We start from the raw sequence: 811 nt of genomic DNA, 5'->3' as shown, positions 1-811 counted from the left end.
TTCATTGGCTGCGTCCAGCATGTCTGGTACTTCATCGATATAGGCGCTGACAAAACTCGTCAACGCGTCTTCGCGGTTAGCGTCCGGCAACTGAATGGCCGAATGCAGATGAGGCAACTTGGCTTCCAGCTGACGCTTGAGCCGTCCGGTTTCGTTTTCGGTCTGTCGGGCTTTTTGGATCTGCTCGCGCAATGCGGCGGTGTTCATGAAAACTCCAGGGAACAAGGCAATGAAATAGGGAAGACATAACTTAGCTGGCTTACGAAAAATGCTAAGACGCATTTGTCATAATTATTTCATCCTTGATGCAGCAGCGTTATATCGGTTCGCCACCACTCGTCTGCATCCTTCTCCATTCGTGCCCTTTAGCGCAAGTCCCGGCTGTTTCAGAACATTAACGCCACGACATTGCAATTTCCGACGGCTGTCTATACTCGCCATTGAATGGAGTTAGCTGATGACGCCCGACTGCCCACGCAGCAAGGCCCGGCGATTCAAGTTCGTAGTCTGATGCAGCCGCTCCCTTGCCGAAGGCGTTGCGCCTACGGGATAACAAGAACGATAAGGGGAACCCGCAATGATGCGACATCCACACGTCTGGATGGGCCTCCTGTTGTGGTCGATTTTCAGCCCGGCCCAGGCGGCCTGGACTGTGAATATGGCGCCTGGAGCGACTGAAATCAGTCACGCAGTATTCGACCTGCACATGACCATTTTCTGGATCTGTGTGGTGATCGGGATCATCGTCTTCGGTGCCATGTTCTGGTCGATGATCGTGCATCGCCGCTCGACCGGGCAGGTCGCCGCAAAA

General features: G+C 53.8%; 2 pseudogenes. One reads left to right on the top strand and one right to left on the bottom strand.

Annotated elements, in window-relative coordinates:
* Nucleotides 1–207 (bottom strand): annotated as a pseudogene (locus HT737_RS30440) (hypothetical protein); the annotation flags it as partial.
* Nucleotides 208–577: 370 nt separating this feature from the next.
* Between HT737_RS30440 and HT737_RS30435 the strand changes: the two are divergent.
* Nucleotides 578–811 (top strand): annotated as a pseudogene (locus tag HT737_RS30435) (cytochrome c oxidase subunit II); the annotation flags it as partial.

The sequence above is a fragment of the Pseudomonas sp. MD195_PC81_125 genome, from assembly GCF_014060985.1.
Classification (GTDB): domain Bacteria; phylum Pseudomonadota; class Gammaproteobacteria; order Pseudomonadales; family Pseudomonadaceae; genus Aquipseudomonas; species Aquipseudomonas parakoreensis.
This window is presented reverse-complemented; position numbering and strand designations above follow the sequence as displayed.